14 protein-coding genes and 2 pseudogenes are annotated in these 15,050 nt (G+C 51.4%); 8 read left to right on the plus strand and 8 right to left on the minus strand.

What is annotated here, in order from left to right; genetic code table 11:
- Both BUC26_RS24300 and aspA read left to right on the plus strand, forming a co-directional pair.
- Positions 1-154, plus strand: a pseudogene (locus BUC26_RS24300) (integrase core domain-containing protein); the annotation flags it as partial.
- 128 nt (positions 155-282) lie between these two features.
- The gene (gene aspA / locus BUC26_RS21480) at positions 283-1,905 is read left to right on the plus strand and encodes an aspartate ammonia-lyase (RefSeq protein ID WP_084540841.1); all 1,623 of its coding nucleotides are present in this window, start codon (positions 283-285) and stop codon (positions 1,903-1,905) included.
- 155 nt (positions 1,906-2,060) lie between these two features.
- On the opposite strand, the gene BUC26_RS21485 is transcribed toward aspA, so the two are convergent.
- Positions 2,061-2,933 carry a DUF72 domain-containing protein gene (locus BUC26_RS21485; RefSeq protein ID WP_073379337.1) on the minus strand — a complete coding sequence of 291 codons (873 nt, stop codon included), beginning with the start codon at positions 2,931-2,933 and terminating at the stop codon, positions 2,061-2,063.
- Between the two features lie 221 nt (positions 2,934-3,154).
- Here BUC26_RS21485 and BUC26_RS21490 point away from each other — a divergent pair, with 221 nt between their 5' ends.
- Both BUC26_RS21490 and BUC26_RS21495 read left to right on the plus strand, forming a co-directional pair.
- Positions 3,155-3,382: an AbrB/MazE/SpoVT family DNA-binding domain-containing protein gene (locus BUC26_RS21490; RefSeq protein ID WP_073379339.1), complete on the plus strand. Its 228-nt coding sequence runs from the start codon at positions 3,155-3,157 to the stop codon at positions 3,380-3,382.
- 3 nt (positions 3,383-3,385) lie between these two features.
- The gene (locus BUC26_RS21495) at positions 3,386-3,769 is read left to right on the plus strand and encodes a type II toxin-antitoxin system death-on-curing family toxin (RefSeq protein WP_073379340.1); all 384 of its coding nucleotides are present in this window, start codon (positions 3,386-3,388) and stop codon (positions 3,767-3,769) included.
- Positions 3,770-3,989: 220 nt separating this feature from the next.
- Here the strand turns inward: BUC26_RS21495 and BUC26_RS21500 are convergent, their stop codons facing one another.
- On the minus strand, positions 3,990-4,838 hold the full coding sequence (locus BUC26_RS21500; RefSeq protein WP_073379342.1) for a pirin family protein: 849 nt from the start codon (positions 4,836-4,838) through the stop codon (positions 3,990-3,992).
- Positions 4,839-5,423: 585 nt separating this feature from the next.
- Between BUC26_RS21500 and BUC26_RS24305 the strand changes: the two are divergent.
- The 3 genes and pseudogenes from BUC26_RS24305 to BUC26_RS21515 all read left to right on the plus strand — a co-directional run.
- A pseudogene (locus BUC26_RS24305) lies at positions 5,424-5,975 on the plus strand (MFS transporter); the annotation flags it as partial.
- 18 nt (positions 5,976-5,993) lie between these two features.
- Positions 5,994-6,380: an MFS transporter gene (locus BUC26_RS21510; protein ID WP_279626323.1), complete on the plus strand. Its 387-nt coding sequence runs from the start codon at positions 5,994-5,996 to the stop codon at positions 6,378-6,380.
- Positions 6,381-6,393: 13 nt separating this feature from the next.
- Positions 6,394-7,590 (plus strand): alpha/beta hydrolase, encoded by a 1,197-nt coding sequence (locus BUC26_RS21515; RefSeq protein ID WP_073379349.1) that lies wholly within the window; start codon positions 6,394-6,396, stop codon positions 7,588-7,590.
- 249 nt (positions 7,591-7,839) lie between these two features.
- On the opposite strand, the gene BUC26_RS21520 is transcribed toward BUC26_RS21515, so the two are convergent.
- The 3 genes from BUC26_RS21520 to BUC26_RS21530 all read right to left on the minus strand — a co-directional run bounded on the left by BUC26_RS21520 (position 7,840) and on the right by BUC26_RS21530 (position 10,107).
- Positions 7,840-8,883, minus strand: coding sequence for an NADP-dependent oxidoreductase (locus BUC26_RS21520; RefSeq protein WP_073379351.1), 1,044 nt, complete (start codon positions 8,881-8,883; stop codon positions 7,840-7,842).
- 90 nt (positions 8,884-8,973) lie between these two features.
- A complete protein-coding gene (locus BUC26_RS21525) occupies positions 8,974-9,279 on the minus strand; it encodes a hypothetical protein (protein WP_073379353.1) in 306 nt (101 codons plus the stop codon).
- A gap of 255 nt (positions 9,280-9,534) precedes the next feature.
- Complete coding sequence (locus BUC26_RS21530; RefSeq protein ID WP_244155927.1) at positions 9,535-10,107, minus strand: DUF6880 family protein; 573 nt, start codon at positions 10,105-10,107, stop codon at positions 9,535-9,537.
- Here BUC26_RS21530 and BUC26_RS21535 point away from each other — a divergent pair.
- A complete protein-coding gene (locus BUC26_RS21535) occupies positions 10,019-10,504 on the plus strand; it encodes a class I SAM-dependent methyltransferase (protein WP_244155929.1) in 486 nt (161 codons plus the stop codon). The genes BUC26_RS21530 and BUC26_RS21535 overlap by 89 nt on opposite strands.
- A 268-nt stretch (positions 10,505-10,772) precedes the next feature.
- Here BUC26_RS21535 and BUC26_RS21540 read toward each other — a convergent pair whose 3' ends face one another.
- The 3 genes from BUC26_RS21540 to BUC26_RS21550 form a co-directional block, all read right to left on the minus strand.
- A complete protein-coding gene (locus BUC26_RS21540) occupies positions 10,773-11,114 on the minus strand; it encodes a transposase (RefSeq protein WP_073379357.1) in 342 nt (113 codons plus the stop codon).
- Between the two features lie 456 nt (positions 11,115-11,570).
- Positions 11,571-12,203: a hypothetical protein gene (locus BUC26_RS21545; protein ID WP_073379359.1), complete on the minus strand. Its 633-nt coding sequence runs from the start codon at positions 12,201-12,203 to the stop codon at positions 11,571-11,573.
- Positions 12,204-13,353: 1,150 nt separating this feature from the next.
- Positions 13,354-13,956 (minus strand): tyrosine-type recombinase/integrase, encoded by a 603-nt coding sequence (locus BUC26_RS21550; RefSeq protein ID WP_073379361.1) that lies wholly within the window; start codon positions 13,954-13,956, stop codon positions 13,354-13,356.
- Positions 13,957-15,050 lie beyond the last annotated feature (1,094 nt).

Genomic DNA, 15,050 nt, shown 5'->3' on the forward strand with positions numbered 1-15,050 from the left:
GGGCTATGCCACGATGATCGACTTGACGGTCGGCCTGGCCGAGTATTTCAGCTTTTATAACGGCGAACGCCCTCATCAGTCGTTGGGGCAAAAGACACCTGATGTCGTATATAAGACCGCGATGGGCGGTGGAGCAGTGATTGTGAATAAATACCCACGCGCGATTGATGGAACCCCTGTTCCGCTACGCTCCACAGGGGTTCCATCAATCGCGGAGTCAGCACCAGAAGTATCGGCAGAAGCTAAACCGGGGCAGCGCCGACCCGCTGCACGTGACGTTGAATGTCTAGCTTAAACCCAGTGGATTTCTGTCTTGACTCAGGGGTCCACTTCAGGGCCACCACCGAAACGACGGTACTCGCTGTCGACTCATCGTTTTTTCAGATCAGCCCTTCCGCCACGGCCAAGATATTTTCAAACATAATCAGGGTAGTATCGCGTCGTTTGCGGCATACCTATAATTGCAAGACAACAACGGTTGCCGCCCAATATGAAACCGGGAGCACTCGAACCGAACACGATTTGCTCGGGCATCGCGAGGTTCCCGTAGAGTACCTCTACGGCATTCAGACGTTGCGAGCCCTTGAGAATTTCAATATCAGCGGGATAACCCTCTCCTTTTTCCCGGAGCTGATTGTCTCTTTAGCGATGGTCAAACTTGGCGCAGCCAGGGCCAACACTGAGCTCGGCCTGCTGCCGGAACCGGTGAGTGCGGCAATCTGCCAGGCCTGTAAGGAGATCATCAAGGGAAAGTTTCATAACCATTTTCTGGTAGACATGATCCAGGGTGGGGCGGGCACTTCGACCAACATGAACGCCAATGAGGTGATCGCCAACCGGGCTCTGGCAATCATGGGCTTCCCGCATGGCCGTTATGAGCACTGTCATCCCAATAACCACGTCAATCTTTCGCAATCGACGAACGATGTGTACCCCAGTGCCGTCAAGATTGCGTTGATCAGGAGCAACGCCGCAGTCATTGCCGTACTGCTGGAACTGGTCGCCAGCTTCCGCGACAAAGGCAGAGAGTTCGCAACTATTATCAAAATGGGGCGGACCCAGTTGCAGGACGCAGTGCCGATGACGCTCGGCCAATCGTTCGAAGCGTACGCCGAAACGCTCGACGAGGAAGTCGCACGGCTGAGTCAGAATGTCGATCTCTTCCTGGAACTGAACATGGGGGCAACGGCAATCGGCACTGGTATCAATTCCGACCCCGACTACACCGACAAGGCGATAGATCACCTGCGCCGAATTACCGGCCTGGACCTGAAAAAATCGAAAAACATGGTCGAGGCGACACAGGATACCGGCGCTTTCGTCATGTATTCATCGGCGCTGAAACGATTGGCGGTGAAACTCTCGAAGATCTGTAACGATCTGCGCCTGCTTTCTTCTGGCCCACGTACCGGACTCAACGAGATCAACCTGCCACCGCGACAACCGGGGTCTTCCATCATGCCCGGGAAAGTCAATCCGGTCATCCCCGAGGTCGTCAACCAGATCGCTTTCAAAGTGATCGGCAACGACCTTACCGTAACGCTGGCAGCAGAAGCCGGACAACTCGAGCTCAACGTCATGGAACCGGTGATCGTGCAGAGTATTTTTGAATCACTGGAAATGCTCGTCAACGGCATGCGGACCCTGAAATACCGGTGTATCGACGGCATTACCGCCAATGAAAAACACTGTCGGGACCTGGTAAAAAACAGCATCGGCATCGTCACCGCCCTCAATCCGCTTCTCGGGTATGACTGCTGCACCCGCCTCGCCGAAGAAGCACTGGCGACCAACCGGGGCGTTTACGAGCTCGTGCTGGAACAGGGGCTGCTGACCAAGGAAGAGCTCGATGAACAACTTCTTCCGGAGCTGATGATCAAACCGCGCAGGATGAGACGCAGCTAGCCGCCGGCACTTCAAGCCCCCGCCCTTGAAGCCGCCGAACGACAGGCAACACCATCAACTTCACGGGGAACAACGGCAGCCACTCCATGGGGAGACCGTCGGCGACTATCAACGGAAGCGGTGGGAACAGGCATAGCAGAGCTGATGGTGATACGTCAGCTGCCGTTCAGAGCTTTTTCAATCCTGGCAATCGTCCGAGGTGCTGACCCTTCAAAGTGGTTATTCACATAGAGATACGTCTCGACCTGGCGCACTCGAAGATCGGCCACCATCGATGCCAACCGCGATATTTCCTCATCTTTGGGAGCGACGATGCGGCTCCAGTCCTCATCGGTCTGTTTCTCTATTTCCTGCCGGTCGGAACCAAGTAATCTGATTATCGTCAGATCGTTGATGCTCTCTCTGAACTGATCGTAAACTTCAAAGATCGGTGGCATGTAATAGCCATGCAAGAACACATGGTATACGTCGTGCTTTACCAGTAATTCAAAGTATCGGGACTGAAGATAGTTCCTGTTGCGCGTCTCAAGACAATAGATGAAACCACCCGGCAAGTGATCGGCAAATTCACCGAACACGGAAAGGAACTCATCCAAGCCGGACATCTTCGTCTTGTTGAGATATTCAAATTGGAAGATGAGCGGACCGATGTGTTTTCCGAGCGGCTCGATCGCTTTCAAGAACTGCTGCATCAGATTGATGGACAAGAAATGTGGGTTGGGCAAGAGCGGGCCTTTCTTCCCCTTGCTGTAGTGATGGGTCAGGGTGATGCTGTTGGGAACCTTGATGCCGAAAACGAAATCATCGGGAATCGAGGCCGCATATTCTGCGATTACAGAACGCTTGGGTAAAACGACCTTGTTACCGGAAAAGAGCGACCAAAACCATTGATCTACCTCGACTGTTGAGTAGTGTTTACCGTATTCATGAAGGTAGTTGACCGCACCGCTCTCAGGATAGACAATCCCCCGCCATGAGTCGTATTTCCAGCTGCACGTTCCGATATGGAGAAAATTTACTCTGTCCATGTTGGTAATTATAAAGCCGGTGGACCGGCAATTCAAACAGAGACGAAAATAGACAGATGTTGTCTGGCTTGAGGTTGTCTCTTGCAGATGCGGCGATAAAAGCTGATTTTCTTATCGGGATGCCGTTTCCTGCCGGATCACGAATAACCGTCTTGACCGAATCGCAGATAGGGTTTAACATTGTATCTACGATGCATCAACAAACACCCTTGGAGATAGACATGATCAAAAACCTGACCAGGCACGGCAACAGCCTGGCGCTGGTGATCGAAAAGCCAATCCTGGAACTGCTCGGGGCCGATGCCGAGACACCCTTTGATGTCACCACCGACGGGCAGGTTCTGATTCTTTCACCCATCAAGGATAGTGGCCGCAGCAAAGCGTTCTCCGCCGCCCTCGACAAGATTAATGCCCGCTACCCCAAAGCACTCAAGAAGCTGGCGGAGTAGGCGTTGAAGTTTCTGAGCCTCACCGAGGTTCTTGAAATCCATCGGGATCAGACTTCACGTTACGGCGGCACGGCCGGCATCCGGGATATCGAGCTGCTTACATCGGCACTCGGCATCCCCATGGCGACCTACGGCGGAGAGTTCCTGCACACCGATGTGTATGAGATGGCCACCGCCTATCTCTTTCACCTGGTCAAAAACCATCCCTTCCTCGACGGCAACAAACGAGTCGGCGTGGTGGCGGCACTGGTCTTTCTGCTCCTGAACGGTCACGACCTAGACGCTCCGGAGGACGACCTTGCCGAGATGGTACTATCGGTCGCCCGGAGTGAGATCGACAAGGCCGAGGTGGCGGTGTTCATCCGCCGCTGGAGCACGGCGTTGTAAACTCCTTATGATCAAACCTTCGGACGCCGGTTCGGTTCCGGAAAAAAGTCGACTGGAAACGACTGCCCTTATTTGTTCACGCGACGATGAGATCTGGCGAAATGACAATTTTTCAAGGTTCCCTTTTGTCATAGATCCGTCACAGCTTGTCACAACTCGGCCAATACACAATGGCAGATCGGGTCGGTCGCTCCCGCACCAACCTCACCGATCAGGTTCGTTACTCGTGCTTGATAAATGTCCCTGCCTGGTACTCACGGAAGGCCAGTTCCAGCTCTTCCGTGGTATTCATGACAATCGGGCCTCGCCAGGCCACCGGCTCGCCAAGCGGTTTCCCGGTCAACAACAAGAACCTCAGGGAACGACCGTCTGCACTGACGGACAGATAGTCGCCCTCGTCGAACAGAACCAGCGTTCCGCTTTCAAGTGTTTCCCCGTCGGTTTTGCCGGTGCCCTCGATTACATAGATAAACGCCGTATACCCCGGTTTCGTCTGGTGAACAAATGTCTGGCCGGCGGGCACCGCACAGTCGAAATATTCCGGGTCGATGACGATGTCGTCAACCGGGCCCCGGGTTCCAGCGATCGATCCGGCAATCACCCGAACCGTTATGCCGTCCTCCAGGACAACATCGGGAATCTGTTCCGCTGTGATGCCGCGATAGCGCGGCGCCATCATTTTCTGCGCCGCAGACAGATTGGCCCACAGCTGAAACCCGTACATCCGCCCCTGATCATCCCCTTTCGGCATCTCCTGATGGATAATGCCGCTGCCGGCAGTCATCCACTGGACATCACCCGAGGCAATAACGCCCCGGTTGCCAAGGCCGTCACCATGCTCTACCTCTCCCCTGGTCAAATAGGTGATTGTCTCGATACCCCGATGAGGATGCCAGGGAAACCCCCTGCGATAGTGCTCGGGGGTATCCGAACTGAAATCATCGAGCAGCAGAAATGGATCAAGTCCAGGCGCCTCGTTAAAACCGAATACCCGGTGAAGATGGACCCCTGCCCCCTCCAGGGTCGGCGTCCGTTGCAGTCTCATTTTTATCGCTCGTTGCCGTGTCATGACATCCTTTTCTCGTTGTTATCTTTCGCTCCCCATGCAAGGACAACTGGGGCCTTACGTTCAGCGTCTCACTAAAAGCCCAACTCCTTTGCCCTCAGTAACCTGTCTTGTGCGGGTGTTCCTCCAGCGTCAGCTGAGCTATCTGGTTCAAAGTTTGCGGTTTCTCTACTTTTACCATCGCCACATGCTGTAGCCTGTCCTCAGCCTCATTTGATAATCAATCTCACGCCTACTACCTTTCCTTCAATTGTGCTGCACCCCGCCCCGTTCTGTGGATTGTATCCCCAGCACTAAATCGTTCTGGTAGAGACATGGGTCAATCCATCAAGAGAGAGTCGTCACCAACACCTGTTCAACAGATAAAGCATATCACCAAACGACCCAAACAGAAAACCGAGATCACCCGCTCCGCACTGAATGAGTTCGGCCAAAAATCATCACCGCGAACGGGAAATACCTTGCCATCGAGAAAAGAGAGGCAATCTTTGTAGAACGGGGTGGGGGTGACGTTTCCTCGATGCCACAACGTGTTTTGACAACTGCCGCCGGACCCGGGCAACCCGCTCACTTACAGGAACACTGCACATGTCCACGCACTCCAACGCCTTACGAAAGCCGGGGAAGACTGCGCTTGCAGCATACGGTTTCCTTGCCTTTCCTCTGGCTGCAGCCTTCATCGCCCTGCAGGTCCTGGTGCCGACGCATTACGCTGAAACCACAGCGATGAGCCTGTCGACAATCGGTTTCGTCATGCTGCTCGCCAGGCTCTGGGATACCGTCACCGACCCCCTTATCGGCTTTCTCTCCGACAAGACTCCGCAGCACCTGGGCAGAAGGCGAATCTAGATCGTCGCCAGCGTGCCGATTATCTGCCTCTCAACCTGGATGCTGTTCACTCCTGATCCGGACAACGGCATCGGATATCTCCTGCTTTGGGCCATGGTCATCTATATCGCCGGGACCATGGCCATCATCCCGATGAATGCCTGGGGATCGGAACTTTCGCCTGATTACCGAAAACGGAGCACCATAACCGGCACCCGCACGGCGTTCGGCCTTGCCGGCACCATGGCGGCTCTCCTTGTGCCGGCAATCATCGGTCAGCACGGCTCCGACGATCTGGGCACAACCCTGCAGATCATCTCCTGGCTGGTCATCGCTACCCTGGCTATCGCCGGCCTTCTTCTCTTCCTGGTGCCAGACGATCAGCCGACAGCGATGAACGGCGATCTGGTCGAGTGGGATGCCGCCAGCAACGGCTACCGACGCCCCGGCCTCCTGTTCGCCGTCTGGGCCACTTTCACTAAGCTGGCCTATGCACTGGCCATCGGTATCGCGTTCCCGCTGCTCGACCTGTTCGGCTTTGCGGCCGGGGCCGACAACGACCCGGTGGCGCTGACCGCGCTCGCTTATCTCTACGGCATCCCCTGTATCATCTTCAAGATCATGGCCCTGCTCAACATGCGGAACTATCCGATAACAGAGGAAGCATATGGTAAGATTCTCGACCGAAACACCGGCTCCGCCGACACGGCGGCCTGAACCCGGCCCGGGCATGGCACGTCGGCTGACACACAGAAGATCTCGACAGTGGCCGCTCTTTTTGCTCGCCATATCGATACTGCTCTTCAGCGGCTGTTCGCCAAGCACGGTGCTCAACTCCCTGGCGCCCGACGACGGTACCAGCCTCCAGGAGGGCGAGCGGTACGGGAACGAAGACCGGCAGCTGCTCGACATCTACCGTCCTGACACGGTACTCGCCGACTCGCCGGTGCTGGTCTTTTTCTACGGCGGCAGTTGGCGCCGAGGTGACCGGGGAGATTACCGCTATGTTGGTTACAATCTTTCGGCGAACGGCTACGTCACCGGCATTCCCGACTACCGTCTCTACCCGCAGGTCCGGCTTCCTGAGTTCGTCGAAGACGGCGCGGTAGCACTCGCCTGGGTGCGGGCCCAGGTGCCAGAGGCCGAAAAAGGTATCGTGCTCATCGGCCATTCCGCCGGAGCCCACATCGCCGCCCTGCTGGCCCTTGATGATTCATATCTGCGGGCAGCAAGCCCCGACACACGGCTCATCGGCATGATCGGTCTCGCCGGCCCCTACGCCTTCGACCCTCTCGCATACCGGCGGACCCGCCCAATATTCAACAATCTGGCCGCCCCCGACCAGGCCCGCCCGATCACCTTCGCCTGCACCGACGCTCCCCCGCTGCTGCTCCTACACGGCCGTGACGACACCATTGTCGTGCCGGAAAACTCCATAGAACTGCAGGAAAAAGCAACCGGCTGCGGCAACCGAGCGGAGCTCGCACTGATTGATGATGTCGGGCATATCGGCATCCTCCTGGCACTTACCGAAACCTTCAGCCACCATGCGGCCGTGCAATCACGCATCGACAGCTTCCTCACGTCCGCCCCCCGCTCGGGCATATTCAAAAAGGGAATAATGTGTCCATCAGCCTCAGCAGTAAAAACCGACGACTGTTTGGGCAAACTAACACGACGCGCGGAAGATGTGTGCGTCACGTTCTGCAATTTACCTTCACAGCATGTGGTGGTGTGCAGACAGACGGCTCTTACCGATATCCGCCTTTTCTTGAGCGAAGTTCGGTTTTCTTTTTTTAAAAAGGCTTATACAACGCAAAAAATGCAGCCACCACTCCAAGGAGGACCGCGGCGGCCCCCAACCAGGGCAGCTTCTCCTTGGCGCCATCTAGATACAGTGGCCATATTGCCAGCATCGCCAATATAAAAAACTTGGCAATGACCCAAAAGAACGTATCGATTTGCCCCAGGTCCGTCAATAAACCGATACCGGCAAGCAACACCAGCGCGAGACCAACCTTGTGAAACATACCAATAAACTTTGGCAGCGGATTGTCTTCTTTGCTACCAATCGCCGCCCTGAACATGTGACCACCAAGGGCGCTGAAAACAAAAAAAATCCCAGCAAGATGAATGATCTTGTACATGTAATAAGTACCCAAATTGACCTCCAAAATTATTGTTGCTCGCTGTTAACTTTGATTACAAGCTTTCCAAAATTTTTGCCTTCCAGCATGCCGATAAACGCTTCCGGAGCACTCTCCAGATGTTCAACAATCTGTTCGCGATAATGGATTTTTCCAGTTTTCAGCATTTCCGTCATGTCTTGGGCGAACTCATCATAACGATGGCCATAATCATCGAAAATGATAAAACCCTGGACTTTGATGCGTTTGACTAAAATTGTTCCCATGAGAAGTGATAAACGATCAGGTCCATCCGGGAGTTTGGTTGCATTGTATCGTGAGACAAGTCCGCACACAGGAATCCTGGCGCCGACATTAAGTAACGGCAACACAGCATCAAATACCTTTCCGCCAACATTTTCGTAGTAAATGTCAATGCCGTCCGGACAGGCCATTTTGAGCTGATCTGCAAAATCAGGGGCTTTGTGATCAAGACACTCATCAAAACCAAGAGTTTCTTTGGCATAGCTGCATTTTTCTTGTCCACCGGCAACGCCAACCACTCGGCGACAGCCTTTTATTTTTCCGATCTGTCCCACGGTTGAACCAACAGGGCCAGTTGCAGCTGCCACAACCAGGGTGTCTTCTTGTTTTGGTCTGCCAATGTCGAGAAGCCCCATATAGGCGGTAAATCCTGGCATTCCCAGAATGCCGAGAGCAAATGATGGGTTTGTAGGATTTTTTCCCAGCTTGGTAAGATCGGAACCATCTGATACTGCATAGAGCTGCCAGCCGCTGTAACTGAGAACCCACTCGCCTTTTTCAAATTCAGGGTTGCGAGAATCTTCGATTTGGCAAACAGTGCCGCCCACCATGACTGCATCAATATCGACAGGCGGAGCGTAGGACGGAGCATCACTCATCCGGCCGCGCATATAAGGATCAAGCGACAGGTAGATGCTGCGCAGCAAGACCTCTCCCTCACTCGGCACAGGTTTTGCGACTTCTTCTAGACGAAAATTCTCCTGAGTAGGCGCACCTTTCGGCCGAGAAGCAAGGACGATACGTCGATTTTTGGCATTCGTTTGTTCCATAGTAATTTGATCCTTTGGTTAACCCTACAACGACACATGTTGACTGTTTGCCATCATGCGCAACCTCTTTCTCCGATGCGAAAGGTAAGATCAGTGGTTCCGGACCTGGACCCACTGCACCAGAGAAATAGCCATATCAATGTCGAACGCACGCATGGGCAATATCGCTTTGAGCAAAACCCTCAGCTGCGAGGGCGTAATAACTGGTACTGTTTTCTCCAATCTGATCTTGAGGTGCCAGAAAAAGTAATGACCAAGCGTGCAGGTCAGTATTTGGTGGTGCCAGTCTGGAAATTTACCCACCTCATACTGGTCCATGCCAAGTTCGATTTTGATTTCTTCGAAACATTGCTCAATCGCCCAGCGCAAGCCGCTCAGCCACACCAGTTTGGCCAAAAGCTCTTTAAATGACCTCTATTCTTATAACGCCAGCAGCTGAGAATGCAATTCTCTACATTTTCCCCAAAACAGAGAACGGACGTGGGTTCGATTCCCGCTCGAATACCTCGTGATTCATTCTGCAAACTCAAGTCTGAAACAAGTCATGTCGCAACCCATGTCGCAATTTGTCGCAATACTCTGACGCGATATGTCGCAATTTTCTTATCAGTAAATATTGTTCGCTGGTGGTTGTTAAACTCCTTTTTCATATCACCCCACATACTTTGACCAGAAACTTCGTTTTCGGCCATGGGCCTGAATGATCTGCTCTTTGAAAGCTTCGTGATGATTAAATCCTTTCCAGTCGGCAACGCTTGCCGCCAGTTTGTCCAGTTTTTCCAAACAGCTGATACCATGGGGAAAAGCTTTGGTGTAACCACGCTCCAGAATAGAGATAAGCAGGCTGCGGTAGATCAGGCTGGTGACAAAGTGGCGGTTTTCTGCCTCCATCGTTTCGGCTAATGAGAGCAGACTGCCGTAATGGTTACCATCAAGCTGGTCAGCACGTTTGAGGAGGAACTTTTCGGCTTCATCTATCTTTCCGACTGCAATCAGGAATTCCGCATCTGATTCCTGGAGTCTGTCTGTTTTCAGAATCTGCCGGGCTTCATCGTTGATAACATCATCCCGCTTGTCATGACCCTTCCTGGAACCTCTTGCCAGGCTATTACCACCACAGGCAACTATCCTGGATATAGGCTGTGGTTCGGGCAGAGACCTGCTCTGGCTTGCCAGGCGAGGTTTCCGGCCAACCGGGTTCGAACAATCACCCAGCCTGGCCAAACTGGCCCGAAAGCACTCCAACTGCCCTGTCTTGGAAGGTGACTTCAATCACTTCAACTTCTCAACATTGCACTCTTCGGCTCTTATTTTTGTAGGCTCCTTAGTTCACGTCTCTCCGGAAGCCCTCCCCGCAATCATCGTTTCAACCTGTCAGGCCCTCAACTCCGGGGGAATGCTCTCTATTACCGTAAAGGAAGGAAAAGGTACGTCCTGTGCCGCTGAAGGCCGCATTTTCACACTGTGGTCGAAACAGGACATCGAGAATGTTTTTGCGGCAACCAACCTTCATATTGTTGATTTTTCATGGCAGATATCCAAAATCCGCCCGAACGACATCTGGCTTGGCTATGTGTTGAGGTTCCACCTTGCCGCTTCACCTTTAGTATCATCCAAGTGAACTGAAAAAATAGCTCCGTACAGGCCTAGCGGTTTCTGCTGGAGGTGGGGGCACGAACTTAAAACAACGGTTCGGCATAATTTAGCGCACCTTGAATAATGCTATTTTAAAAGAAATCGTTGTTGAACCATAAAAATCTGCCCTCAAGAACACCGTTTTTCGTCAAAATATGCCGGTTATGAGTCGATTTCCTGCCATTTTGATCTCACTTACCGCTCCTATGGGAGCCGGTGTGCGTCTTTTTCGTTCTGCGAGCGCACGTCTCCTGTTAAGCGGCGACCAGCAGTACTAAACGGCTCACATTGTAGGCCAAATTGCGCAAGCCGATCTTTGCCCTGATTCTAACGATACCAATACCCCGCATCAGCGTACTGCCGGTACGCATGGCTATCACCTCGAAGACATGTTCGACACGGCTGCGGATTTTCGCTCTGCTCCGGTTGCCTTGTTGCTCTCTGGCTGTCAGTTTCTTATGGCAGCAGGCCTCGCGTTGCAGCTGTTCGCGAAAGCCTTGGGCTTGCAGCTCCTGCAACGATTCTTCCGAACGGTAGGCGGAATCGGCCCAGACATCCTTGCTGGTATTGTCCGGGTCAAGCAACTCGGTAAACATCTGGCTGTCATGGACACCGGGATCGGTGACTTGTAGCTGCGGATAAACTTGTGACCGACATCGATACTGACATGGTTCTTGTAACCAAAGAACGCTTTACCGCTCTTCTTCGTCCAACGGGCGTCCGTGTGTTTTTGTCACGTAAGCGGAAGATGTACCCGGAAGGACTCTGGTACATGTACAGCGATTGTGAAACAGAAAAGCCCATTCTTAACCCCCTCGGTCATTACCTTGTGGATAATGAGAGTGGATAAAGATGGGCTTTCAGTCTGAGGATTTACTATTTCCTCAATAATATCAACTACTTGGTGGAGGCGGCGGGAAACGAACCTAGGTCCGGCTATGGCTCCCCTTAACTGCACCAAAGTATTGATATTTCTGAATCTCCCAATCTCGCCCAACTCTCTGGTGGATAAAGGTTGTGGATAAAGATCTATCCCTACTTAATCAACGTCATTATTGTCTCAGACGGTACATTATATTTCCAACACCTGTCCATTCAAAACCTAACTTACTATGATATTTCTGGTAAAGTTTCTTTTGAGCCTCATTCTTGTCTTTAGGCATCTTCATATATTCCATGCGGTTTGACCAGTTGCCTGAATCATCCCCTTGAGAGTCACTCCATAATGTGCAGGTCATCGGGTGAGCCTTTAATAGGACGAGAACCGTTCCTTCATCTTCCACAAAAGTATCAATTATCCGCTGAGTAACCAACTCCGCCAACCCTATCTTCCTGTATTCTGGTAATATTTCAATCGCACAGAGATACAAGATATGCGAGAAATGGATGTCTAGCCCTACTTTTTCTGAAAATGCTTTTGATGGCCCATCTTCAAAATCAAATAAATCCAATAATTCAGTGAGTTCTTGGCTTGTATCAAGAATATCGTATAGAGAGAACTCTACCGCATAAAGGTTAGCACTTTTATAGAATCGTACTTTTCCAACTACCTCTGTGTCTCCAGCATTATTTATAATTTCAAGTATATCTACATTATTCTCCGTGAGATAATCTTCAGGATCAGATGGCTTTAACTCTATTCTCGAAGTAACATTCAGAACAAAAGATGATTGATCGATATCCATTCCATGACCTCCATAATGGCAGAACCAGCACCGCTAGGATCATTTGTCTTATTATTCGCCAAAGACACTGCACAACGGTTTCGCTAACCGCGCCCAACAACCACAAAAACAACGATTAACTGAATGTTATCCCGATTCTTTTGAGAAACACCCTATCCCAGAATACCGTGATCTCAGGGGCAACACAAGGCTTTTAGTCCTAGAAAACATTGACTTATAGCCTTGGTGTTACTCTAAAAAGACAAACTTTCAGGCCTCATATTAATCCAATTCAACATGTCATCGATTATCTGTAATATCAGAACAATAGAATCGGTGGCTCCGTTAAGGGAATACGTAGGCGCGTTTATGGCATTCCCACGCTCTTCAGAGTTTTGACCCAAAAATGTGAGGGCATACCCCTATAAGCGCCAAACGATCTTCCCCCCGTAGCTATGCCCGCCTTGCTCTCAAGAGTAGAGCATAAATTCTTGCTCTAACTGGTCCAGAAGATCTCTCATTGTTACGGGCACATAGAATCGGGGCGCACGTTAAGGGAGAGTCCGATACTCAAAGGCCGAGAATCCCCGACTATGAGGCACCTGTTGGTTCGCCCTAGGCAACGGAACCCCCATCCGACATAAGGCTGTCACAGGCAAAGCTCAAGGTATGCATTCCGGATCTCGTCAGCCTGGATACATAGGTAGTCTAGAGTCTGTTTTGTGATGAATGATCGAGCATCGCTATGAGTTCAGATATCAAAGCTTTCCGATTAGCGATCACGCCAAAATGAGCGTGTTGAATTATCAATGATAACGAAACTATAAAATATGGGCGCACGTTAAGGGAAAACAAGAGTGCTTTGAAAGCCCTTCCGTCGTCACACAACAAAGACGAGCAACGATCCATGGACACAAGGATGAGTGTGGTACTCGATTTTGACCCAAAAATGTGAGGCCATACCTTTATCAGCGCCTAACGCCCTTCCCCCCTGCAGGTGCTCTGTCTCGCTCTCAAGGCGAAACCAAACAACGATTTCGGGTCAAAATGTAGGCAAAATATATGCTATGATTACATATGCATAAGATATGTGGCACCGTTAAGGGAATCACTAATTAACCAAAGATCATGTATTGCTAACGAGCAGACTTAGCCTCGATAGCCGTAAATGTTATAGGCAAAGCTCCATGTAGGCATTTCTAATTTCGTCGGCCTGAATACACAGGTAGTCTAAGGTCTGCTTCTGTGATGAATGGTTGAACATTGCCATAAGTTCCGGTACCGAGGTATTCCGCTGCACCCGCTGATGATAGCCGAATGTCTTTCGTAATGTGTGACTGCCGAAGTTGCCTCTGATTCTGGCATCCTTGCACCATTGCTTCACAAGGCGGTTGACAGACGGCACCGTCAACGGTCCTCGTTGGCCCGTGAAGAGCTTGTCGTCGTCACCAAGGTCTTGCCCTTGGGGTGACTCCAGGTACAGCCTAACGGCATCCGTGACGGCCCTATTCAGAGTAATCCTTCTAAGCTTGCCCGTCTTCTTCTCCTTGAGCACCAGTTCATCACCCGGCTCACATCCTTTGACTTCACCAACAGTAATCCGTAGCAAGTCAGAGGCACGCAAGTTCGTATTGATGCCGAACACGAACAGGCAATAATCGCGAGGTTTGTCTTTGAGAGACCGTTTGATGAACGCGATATCCTGAAGTTCTTTAAGCGGTTCAACTCTGATCTGGTCGCCTTTTTTGGGATGGTTCGGGTTCTTTATATCCATGTCAGCTCCTTGTCTTTTGCTTGGTTGATATCTCGCTAAGTTTTATGCTAATTACCATGTATCTTAGCTTGTATCAACCAGCAAATCCAAAGATCAACAAGGACGGTCAGCGTAACACGCTGATCTCTCATGATAATAACCAAATATCTACTCGCTAACTTTTATGTAATAGTTGGCTAGATTTCCTGGCTGCTCTCAAGAATCGTTTCACTTTGACCAGGGCACCCTCGCAAACCTAGCAAACATAGGCCTCAAGAAGGGTGACTATTGAAGGTGTTGTGGTAGGTCTATACTACTTATAGCAAGCTATAGGAGACGATAGAAGACCTTAGAATGCCCTAGCTAGCCCCTAGATACCACACAATAACATAGAGATAAGTATATAACGCCTGAGCCAGGTGTATCACGACAATCCTGACTTACGGTCCATGACAGTATTCCATCTCTACTCTGTCTCCTCCACGGGGAACATGCAGTCCATCCACCTCTGGTTTACAAGTCGTATCGTTCAGTAAGCGGTTCCGTTGATCGTTCAACGAGAACCATAATTGATAAACCTTAACCACCTTCACACCATCATGAGAAACACGAACCAGCAGCAGAACTATCAGGCAGACGAAGCATTTGATCACCACAGCAACGCACCCCTCGCCCCTTTCCCAGAGCGACGGCGATTTAATCTGTGGCTCACCTCGTCAGACTCTTCATGGATCGATGGATTCTACCACGAGTGCTATCCTTTAGGCGGCACACGTAAGCATCGAGCCACCTTCGACACGATAATGAACAATCTGGCAGTCGCTGAGGACGAGGCAATCAGTGTCTTCCTCGACAAATCGAGGTATAGGCACATCCAGAACAAGCCTTCAAGCTTCTCAGCATCAAATGTTAGCCGAATCTGTGACATGCTCGAGAACAAGGGCTTTCTCGAACTGAAGTGGACCCCTGAGTCAAGACAGAAATCCACTGGGTTTAAGCTAGACATTCAACGTCACGTGCAGCGGGTCGGCGCTGCCCCGGTTTAGCTTCTGCCGATACTTCTGGTGCTGACTCCGCGATTGATGGAACCCCTGTGGAGCGTAGCGGAACAGGGG

Source organism: Desulfofustis glycolicus DSM 9705 (assembly GCF_900130015.1).
GTDB lineage: Bacteria > Desulfobacterota > Desulfobulbia > Desulfobulbales > Desulfocapsaceae > Desulfofustis > Desulfofustis glycolicus.

What these genes read in the sequence shown, in the direction of transcription:
- BUC26_RS21540 (WP_073379357.1), bottom strand. Translation starts at nt 11,114, where the DNA reads ATGTTTACCGAGTTGCTTGACCCGGACAATACCAGCAAGGATGTCTGG.
- aspA (WP_084540841.1), top strand. Translation starts at nt 283, where the DNA reads ATGTCTAGCTTAAACCCAGTGGATTTCTGTCTTGACTCAGGGGTCCAC.
- BUC26_RS21485 (WP_073379337.1), bottom strand. Translation starts at nt 2,933, where the DNA reads ATGGACAGAGTAAATTTTCTCCATATCGGAACGTGCAGCTGGAAATAC.
- BUC26_RS21500 (WP_073379342.1), bottom strand. Translation starts at nt 4,838, where the DNA reads ATGACACGGCAACGAGCGATAAAAATGAGACTGCAACGGACGCCGACC.
- BUC26_RS21520 (WP_073379351.1), bottom strand. Translation starts at nt 8,883, where the DNA reads ATGGAACAAACGAATGCCAAAAATCGACGTATCGTCCTTGCTTCTCGG.
- BUC26_RS21490 (WP_073379339.1), top strand. Translation starts at nt 3,155, where the DNA reads ATGATCAAAAACCTGACCAGGCACGGCAACAGCCTGGCGCTGGTGATC.
- BUC26_RS21515 (WP_073379349.1), top strand. Translation starts at nt 6,394, where the DNA reads ATGGCACGTCGGCTGACACACAGAAGATCTCGACAGTGGCCGCTCTTT.
- BUC26_RS21545 (WP_073379359.1), bottom strand. Translation starts at nt 12,203, where the DNA reads ATGGATATCGATCAATCATCTTTTGTTCTGAATGTTACTTCGAGAATA.
- BUC26_RS21550 (WP_073379361.1), bottom strand. Translation starts at nt 13,956, where the DNA reads ATGGATATAAAGAACCCGAACCATCCCAAAAAAGGCGACCAGATCAGA.